This is a genomic window from Desulfobacula sp., from assembly GCF_014237455.1.
Classification (GTDB): domain Bacteria; phylum Desulfobacterota; class Desulfobacteria; order Desulfobacterales; family Desulfobacteraceae; genus Desulfobacula.
This window is the reverse complement of the sequence record NZ_JABZFL010000073.1, coordinates 1-7,921: the sequence shown is the minus strand read 5'-3', so window position 1 is coordinate 7,921 and position 7,921 is coordinate 1. Positions and strand designations below refer to the sequence as shown.

At 39.6% G+C, this 7,921-nt stretch carries 7 protein-coding genes and 2 tRNA genes; 6 read left to right on the top strand and 3 right to left on the bottom strand.

What is annotated here, in order from left to right:
* From HGJ91_RS10535 to HGJ91_RS10525, 3 genes are all read left to right on the top strand, one after another.
* A partial coding sequence (locus HGJ91_RS10535) for a CDP-alcohol phosphatidyltransferase family protein (protein WP_367142597.1) occupies nt 1-223 on the top strand: 223 nt, incomplete at its 5' end.
* A gap of 66 nt (nt 224-289) precedes the next feature.
* A tRNA-Gly gene (locus HGJ91_RS10530) sits at nt 290-364 on the top strand.
* 13 nt (nt 365-377) lie between these two features.
* Nucleotides 378-452 (top strand) — tRNA-Cys (locus HGJ91_RS10525).
* A 45-nt stretch (nt 453-497) separates the two neighbouring features.
* On the opposite strand, the gene HGJ91_RS10520 is transcribed toward HGJ91_RS10525, so the two are convergent.
* Both HGJ91_RS10520 and HGJ91_RS10515 read right to left on the bottom strand, forming a co-directional pair.
* Nucleotides 498-1,664, bottom strand: coding sequence for a HAMP domain-containing sensor histidine kinase (locus HGJ91_RS10520; RefSeq protein WP_291347707.1), 1,167 nt, complete (start codon nt 1,662-1,664; stop codon nt 498-500).
* Nucleotides 1,661-2,680, bottom strand: coding sequence for a response regulator (locus HGJ91_RS10515; protein ID WP_291347706.1), 1,020 nt, complete (start codon nt 2,678-2,680; stop codon nt 1,661-1,663). The genes HGJ91_RS10520 and HGJ91_RS10515 overlap by 4 nt, the downstream gene beginning before the upstream one ends.
* Before the next feature lie 298 nt (nt 2,681-2,978).
* Between HGJ91_RS10515 and HGJ91_RS10510 the strand changes: the two genes are divergently transcribed.
* The gene (locus tag HGJ91_RS10510) at nt 2,979-4,388 is read left to right on the top strand and encodes a penicillin-binding protein activator (RefSeq protein ID WP_291347705.1); all 1,410 of its coding nucleotides are present in this window, start codon (nt 2,979-2,981) and stop codon (nt 4,386-4,388) included.
* A gap of 289 nt (nt 4,389-4,677) precedes the next feature.
* Here HGJ91_RS10510 and HGJ91_RS10505 read toward each other — a convergent pair whose 3' ends face one another.
* Complete coding sequence (locus HGJ91_RS10505; protein ID WP_291347704.1) at nt 4,678-6,060, bottom strand: ATP-binding protein; 1,383 nt, start codon at nt 6,058-6,060, stop codon at nt 4,678-4,680.
* Nucleotides 6,061-6,377: 317 nt separating this feature from the next.
* On the opposite strand from HGJ91_RS10505, the gene HGJ91_RS10500 reads away from it, so the two are divergent.
* Entirely contained in the window at nt 6,378-6,803 is a 426-nt protein-coding gene (locus HGJ91_RS10500) for a DUF6088 family protein (protein ID WP_291347703.1), read from the top strand.
* Complete coding sequence (locus HGJ91_RS10495; RefSeq protein ID WP_291347702.1) at nt 6,781-7,704, top strand: nucleotidyl transferase AbiEii/AbiGii toxin family protein; 924 nt, start codon at nt 6,781-6,783, stop codon at nt 7,702-7,704. The genes HGJ91_RS10500 and HGJ91_RS10495 overlap by 23 nt, the downstream gene beginning before the upstream one ends.
* Nucleotides 7,705-7,921 lie beyond the last annotated feature (217 nt).

The window sequence follows — 7,921 nt, the reverse complement described above, 5'->3', positions numbered from 1 at the left end:
ATGTGTATTAATTGAAAACGGCCAGGATGTTGCAGCCTCTTGGCTGGGAAAATACAAAACCGGTTTTCAGATTGCAGCGATTATACCCTTAACCATGCATTATAATTATCTGGGAATCAACTTCAATGCCATTGGGGTGTTCTTTCTTTACGGCGCATTGATTTTTACAGTGTGGTCAGGGCTTGATTACTTTATTAAGGCCAGAAAATTTCTTTCATTTTAAGGGTGATATCAAATTTGATATTGACAAATTCAATGGCGGAGTATATAAATCCTTTTTGTTTGTTGAGCGGGAATAACTCAGTGGTAGAGTGCGACCTTGCCAAGGTCGAAGTCGCGGGTTCAAATCCCGTTTCCCGCTCCATATAATAAAACAAGGCGGCTTGGCCAAGGGGTAAGGCAACGGCCTGCAAAGCCGTTATTCTCCGGTTCAAATCCGGAAGCCGCCTCCATTTTAAAATAACAAGGGTTTTGGGAGTTTTCCAAGGCCCTTTTTTTCACCTTTTATCCGATTTAAGTGGCAGAACAAAGCTAAACCTGCTTCCTTTGTCATCTCCGTCACTTTCTATCCAGATCTTTCCTTTGTGGAGTTCCACAAGTTTACGGCTCATCGCAAGCCCCAGCCCGCTTCCATTGAATCGCCTTTTTGAGGACGTATCCACCTGTTCAAATATGGAAAAAATTCTTTCCTGATCTTCAGGTTTAACGCCAATGCCAGTGTCTGATACAGAAATTTGAAGGAAATTTTTGAGCTTTCCCAAACCCGGAATTTGCAACTCGGAACCCTTAATTATTTTTGCAGCGAGAGCAATCGATCCCCCGGCAGATGTGAATTTCAAGGCATTGTTTAAAAGATTAAGGACAATATGTTGAAAGCTGTCCTGATCTGCAGTGATGGGCGGCATATCCGGTTGCACGTCTAATGTCAGGGCGATTTCTTTTTTATCGGCAGATGCTGTGACCAGGTTCGCCGCGTCCTGTAACTCATCAGTCGCGTCAAACTCTGACAGTTTTAGTTCTATACGCCTTGTTTCTATTTTTGAAAGCTCAAGAATTTCAGTTGTCAATCTTACAAGGTGTTGACCGCTTTCCAGTACATTATTGGTATATTCCATCTGTTTTTCATTCAGTTCTCCATGGGTATTGGCTTTCAGTAGCTGGGAAAATCCGATAACATCATTGAGTGGACTGAGAAATTCGTGACTCATATTGGCAAGAAATCGACTCTTGGCCATATTAGCTGCCTCTGCCTCTTCCTTTGCACGTTGAAGCGCCGCCGCCACTTTTTTCCTTTCAGCGATTTCCTCGATGCTGCGTTGAAGTTCTTTGTTGGATTCCTGGAAATTATTCATCAGATTGTTGAAAGAGTTTGTAATCTCATGCAGGTCACCGGTATCTTTTTGTGCATCTATAACATACTGCTCTCCACACTCTGCTGTTTTCATTATGTTTTGGATCATGAGTATTCGATCGAAAACCTGCCTGAGTAACAGCATCCCACCCAGAATAAGACATAGAGATGCAAGAATAATTAGAATATGATTATTTTCAAAGGAGATCCCTTTTTCAAAATAAATATAAATACCAGCGAGGACAGGTATGAGAAAGACCAGTGCTTCAATGATAAAGAGTTTCTGTTTTAATGGATTCTTTGTGGTTTTCATCGGATCACCTTAAACACTTCTATGGGGTTGCTCAATCCCTTAAATATTTTTTCCCCAATGGACTGGAAATGGAATTGCGCCTGATCAATAGATGCCAGGGTTGTCTGGGTAAGCAGGACTTCAAATTTATCAGCAAGTCCACAAAGGCGTGCTGCAATATTAATCGTGTTTCCGATAACAGTATAGTCCCTGAATGATTCATTCCCTATGTTGCCCATATAAATGTGACCTGTATTAATGCCGATACCCACATAAGAGAACTCAAGTTTTCCACTGCCTTCTGATTCTGACAACGTATGGATAATTTCAAGAGCACATCGAACAGCGTTATTAGCCATATCCGGTCCTTCAAACACCACCATGATCTCATCACCGTTAAGTTTTTCGATAATGCCCTGATATTTTTCAATAATTTTGAGCTGCGTTCCAATATTGATATTCAGTTTATCAAAGATATCTGCTGGGGTCATTCCTTCTGAGATTTGGGTGAATCCTCGAATATCAGAAAACAGAATGGTTACATATGCATCGTGATTCTCAGGTTCCGGGTGGGGGTGAATTTTGTTTTCAACCATTTTCAGTGTTGGCAGGGAGACGTATCGGGACAGTTCTGTTTTAGTCTTTGCCAAGTCATCATATAGTGATTTTACACGCAGACAGGACTTAATTCTTCCCAGTAATTCCGCCATTTTAAACGGTTTACGAATATAGTCATCCCCGCCTGCATCCAGACCCTCTATGATGTTTTCCTGTTCGAGTTCACTTGCCGTTATGTAGACGACAGGGACATAGGGTAAAGAGGTGTTTTTTCTAATCCTTCGGCATACTTCATATCCGTTCATTTCCGGCATCATGACATCCAGCAGGATCAGGTCCGGAGGGTCCTTGAATATTTTATTAAGCGCTTCTTTACCGCTTTCAGCAGACTCCACAGTATATCCTGCTGAAGTAAGGATGGCATCCAGAAGTTCGATATTCAGTGGACGATCATCTACAACCAGTATTCTTTCACCCATATGTTTTATATCCATCATAATTGTTTTTGACACAGATATTCGTACTTGTAAGAAAAGCTGCCATATGTCATATTCATTATACAATAGAATAGAATGTTGCAATTGTAAATAAATAACCATTTTAGATCATAAAGGTGTTGTGAAACGGTATTTGAGGAATAAGACGTTTATTGCATTCATTAGTATTTATTTTATTGTTTTCTATTCCTGTGCTCAAAAAAAGGAAATCATTAACATCCCCCCCCTTCCTGTGATTACGTCTGATTTGACAAATCCGGAAATCTGTAATGAGCAAGATTTGAAATTGATAGAGATCGAAGAATTGTTTTTAGAAAAAAGCTTTAGCAAAGCCCTGGATACAGGGATCGCAATAGTTGAAAATCCGTGCTCTGTTGAACACTATGTAAAGGCACTGGAATGGATTGGTGATATTTTCAATGCACGGGGGGAAAAGACGAACGCATTTCACTTTTATGGTGAAGCCCTTGAGTATCTGGACCGTGAAACGAATCAATCCCGGGTCCGGGCGCTGACAAAAAAAATAGCTGAGGTTACTTCACTAAAAAAAATAAAAAAAAAGACGGTGTTCAAAAAAAACAGAATAGGTGTTTTGCTGCCCTTGACCGGATATTATCATTTGGCAGGCCATAGAGTACTCGACACCATTCAGCTGGCAGTCAACCAATTTAATGATGCACAAAGCGGCATGGCTTTTCAACTTTCTGTTAAAGACACTGCCTCTGATCCGGCTGCTGCTGTAAAGGCGGTCAAAAAGTTTGAAAAAGAAAAGGTCTCCTGTATTATCGGACCCATGATAACCGTTCGTTCTGCTGCGATTGAATCAAATAATCTGGGTATCCCCATGATGATAATGTCTCAGAAACCTGATGTGACCAAAGCAGGCCAATTTATTTTAAGAAACTATATGACACCGGCCATGCAGATCAGAACCGGGACATCCTATTTTCTGGATCAATACGGATTTACCCGGTTTGCCATTTTATACCCCAATGAAAAATACGGCATGGTATTTAAAGCCGCATTTATTGATGTTATTTCTCAGTATGATGCTGAACTGGCCACAATGGTTTCATATGAGCCGTCTCAAACAGATTTTTCCGATCAGATCAAAAAATTGATTACAGGGTATCAAACGCTTGATGAAAATGGTGAATATGTGGATCTGGAAGAGGATGAAGTAAAGAAGCGAAATAAAATTTACAGGGCAAAGATTGATTTTGATGTATTGTTTATTCCTGATACGCCAGGCATGATCAATATGATCGCACCGCAACTGAAATATCATGGGATTGACGTGCAGCTCATGGGAACAAATCTTTGGAATTCTCAGAAGCTGCTGCTGGCAAAAGAGTATGTTCAAACAGCAATTTTCCCGGATGGGTTTTATCTGGATTCTGAATCAAAAAGGGTCAAGGATTTTATTTCATCCTATTTTAAAGCCACAGACAACTTCCCTGAATACAGTGAAGCCATCGCCTATGATACAGCCATGATTATCATGAATACCCTGTCTTCTCCAACGGTCAGTTCAAGAAAAGACGTGGTAAAGTATCTTCAGTCAAACACGTTTAACAAAACAATCACCTGTCCCACATCTTTTGGCCCCCAGGGTGAACCCGTTAAACCACTTGAGCTGTTCCAGGTGATAGGCGATGAAATAAAATTAATCGGATCTTGTGATGATTAAATTTCTGTTCTTTTTTACATGGCACATTTCTCATAATTGTGCCCGTTATTCAGCTGTCCGCAGTTCACTCGGAGAGCCTGATCCTTTTTTGTTCCGGACTGGCTCCACGCAAGTCGTTCAGTGAAAACAGATAATGGTCTTCATTCGCGAGTTCTGATATAATATGATTAAGTCGCTTAACAGGCTGCATATCTCTTTGTCGCTCCACATTAGGTTACACTTATTGTGACTTAGTGTGGATCATTTTATCAATATTTAAAAATCTGGTACAGACAATAGGAATTTTCATTCAATGATCTAAATAATCCTCAATAATGATTTTCAGACGTTCAATCAGGTACAAAGGCAGAGACATTAAGGGATAGGTAATTTTTTTGCGTTGTTTGTTCAGGTTAATAACAGTCTTTATCTGATGGACAGACGGCAGGGATGTATCAAAGCGAATGGCAAGCGGTGCCTGTTTACTACCCATAAATTGATGTAAAGATTTCAGTTTTCCTGCTGCGCCTGCTTTAACTTCTATTGGAATAACAGCACCGGCTATTCCGATCACAAAATCCAGTTCAGCATTAGATGAGCGGCCCTCACGCAGCCAATAAGTTAACTCTCTGTTTGGCGTGTCCGAAAGCAGGGCTTGTAAATGCTGTCCTGCAAATTGCTCAGCCATGGCGCCTTCGTTAATTAATTTCATATCATCCATTTGGGAAACAACACGCCAGTCCAGGCCACAAACAGCATTCATCAAACCGACATCCAGGAAGAGTGTTTTATAAACTTTTTCATTTATATCAGCCTGCAGCGGCAGATCTGAACAATGGCTGTGAGTCACTTTCCCGATAACCCGTGCCATGGACAGCAGTTCAAGATCTTTTTTTATGGTAACACTTTGATCCTGCAGTGAAATGTTACTATATTTTATTTTTCGCCCCACATTTCTTGCGACAAAATTAAAAACATTAAGCATCCGGTGAAGATTTCTTGACCCAGCATATTTGGGGAAATCTTCTCGATAGGTTTCGATGATGGAATTATGAACCTGACTGACACTTTTATAACTTTGAGTGTCGGCAAAAACAGCTACTGCTTCCGGCATTCCGCCAATATAGTAATAAGAGCGCAGTAAATTTGATAAACGTTGATGTACAATTTCGCCGATTTCCTGACCATATCTATAATTCATTATAAAAGACTGAAGCTTTTTTTCGCCAAGTGCACCAAGGAATTCAGTGAAAGTCATCGGCCCCATATGAAGATACTGTATCCTTCCGACAGGCATGGGAAAAGAATGATCAGACAAGGTGAATTCCAGCAAAGAGCCTGCACTCACAACCGGAAGTTCAGGTTTGTCTTCATAAAAATAACGCAACGCCGGGATAGCTTCCGGGACTGCCTGTATTTCATCAAGAAACAAGACAGCTTCTTTATTGACACTCCCCATGTTTGGCAGAAATTCAATTTGCTGAATAATCTGGTCCGGGTCTTTACCGGAAAATATGTGCGACAACTCAGGATGACGTTCCAGATTTACATTGAGTAAAGATTTTTTATATTTTTTGGCAAATAATTCCACCAAAGTCGATTTGCCCACCTGTCGGGCACCACGAATAATAAGTGGCTTACGATTTTTGTTATTCAGCCAGTTATCAAGAAATTGTAATTGTTGACGTTGCATTGATAAGTCACATCCTTAATTTTTGTTCATTATAGACACTTAAGATATCATAAAATATGAGATTTAACAAACCTTGATTATTATTTTACGGGTGTGTTTCACTAAATACATTATGAATTTACAGGTGTGAAGAATTGGATCATGGCTGTTTCCTAAAGACGCAGCAGCGAAAGCGGCAGTGGCATGGTCGGGATGCCGTTTATTTCTCCGGTGACATGGCATTTTTGATCATGCCTTTGTTTTTAGCATCAATTTTAGGCAGGTCGGATCTTTATTGACTTTATTTTAATTGTCGTATATTTGTATGGAGTTTGCCTATGGTTGCCAAGGTCAAAAAAACATTAGAAAGAAAAATTTATTATCGTATTAAACGTGCTAAAGTGTCTACATTTATACCATCCGATTTTGCAGATTTTTCTGACCGGGATCAGGTGCTGCGCGTATTGAGAAAATTGATTCAGAAAAATATTATTATTCGTGTCGGTCAAGGTGTCTATACACGGGCAAGGATATCATTAATTACCAAGAAACCTGTTCCTGAACAGAATCTCAGGACTATTGCTGTCATTGCTTTAAAAAAGTCTGGTGTTACAGTTCTTCCTGCTCACTATGAACGAGAGTATAACAAAGGGAAGACGACCCAGGTGCCTACCGGTATAGTGATTGGTGTTAATAAAAGAGTAAATAAAAAAATTGGTTTTAATGGCAGATTTGTGAAATATGAAAAAGTTTCCAACCGTTGAATTACTGGAAGATATTGCGACCGAACTTGGGGTTGATGCCTCATTTATAGAAAAAGACTGGTTTGCTGTACAGGTTTTAGAAGCAATTTCTTCACTATCTAACTTGAATATTGTTTTTACCGGTGGGACATCCCTTTCCAAAGGGTATGGATTGATAAAGCGATTTTCTGAAGATTTGGATTTTATAATTGTTACATCTTCAAATTTTACCAGAAGTCAAAGGAAAGCGGCAAGAGCAAATGTCCTCTCTATATTACGAGAGATAGATGATATTTCTATCTTAGAAGAATCGCTTAAAAGTCGGAATGAAAGTAAATTTTTCAGCCTTAATGTTGAATATCCACAGCATTATGGCCCATCTGAAATTTTACGTCCACACTTAAAAGTAGAGTTCAGTTTCGATGAAACCCTACTATCGACTATACCGACATCTATTCAATCTTTTATTACACAATTTACTGCGCAGGAGCCGGATTGTAAGATGAATACTGTCTCTCCTGTAGAAACCGCTGCCAATAAGTTCAGTGCGCTTCTCTGGAGAGTAAATATAAAAGACCGGAACTTCAAACTGGGTACGCCTCAAAATGATCCGACAATGATAAGGCACCTTCATGATTTGTCTGCATTAGAAGAATTGGTTTTAGAAAGTGGCGCATTTGTCGAAATGGTTCGCGCTGCATTTAAGAAAGATCGAGGGAGATGTGGCTCTGAAAGGGGAAAAAGTGTCAAAGAGCTTGCCGGTGAAACGTTGATAAAATTAACGGAAGATTCTCTCTATCAAGTGGAATATATTCGGTTTGTTGATGCAATGTCATATGATGTTGATGACAAAAAAATAACATTTGAAAATGGGCTGCAGTCATTTGAGAAAATTGTCAGTTTGTTTTATATGGCGCAATAATGAAAAATGTTTCATTTTGACGATCTTTAATAATTAACCCTACTTTGATCAGCGTCATCTATAATACCCGCCCGCCAGAACCTGTTCATTATTTTAACAAAGATTCCAGGAATTGCAAAAAAGTTCAAGGCAGCGTTAATGTTGAGAGCCAGTTATGGGCTGTTCGGATTTCAGCACCATTTGGAAATGTTTTTTCCTTTTTTAATTCTTTGACAAC

Coding starts and splice junctions, on each gene's coding strand:
- HGJ91_RS10520 (WP_291347707.1), bottom strand. CDS start 1,664: ATGAAAACCACAAAGAATCCATTAAAACAGAAACTCTTTATCATTGAA.
- HGJ91_RS10515 (WP_291347706.1), bottom strand. CDS start 2,680: ATGGGTGAAAGAATACTGGTTGTAGATGATCGTCCACTGAATATCGAA.
- HGJ91_RS10505 (WP_291347704.1), bottom strand. CDS start 6,060: ATGCAACGTCAACAATTACAATTTCTTGATAACTGGCTGAATAACAAA.
- HGJ91_RS10500 (WP_291347703.1), top strand. CDS start 6,378: ATGGTTGCCAAGGTCAAAAAAACATTAGAAAGAAAAATTTATTATCGT.
- HGJ91_RS10495 (WP_291347702.1), top strand. CDS start 6,781: ATGAAAAAGTTTCCAACCGTTGAATTACTGGAAGATATTGCGACCGAA.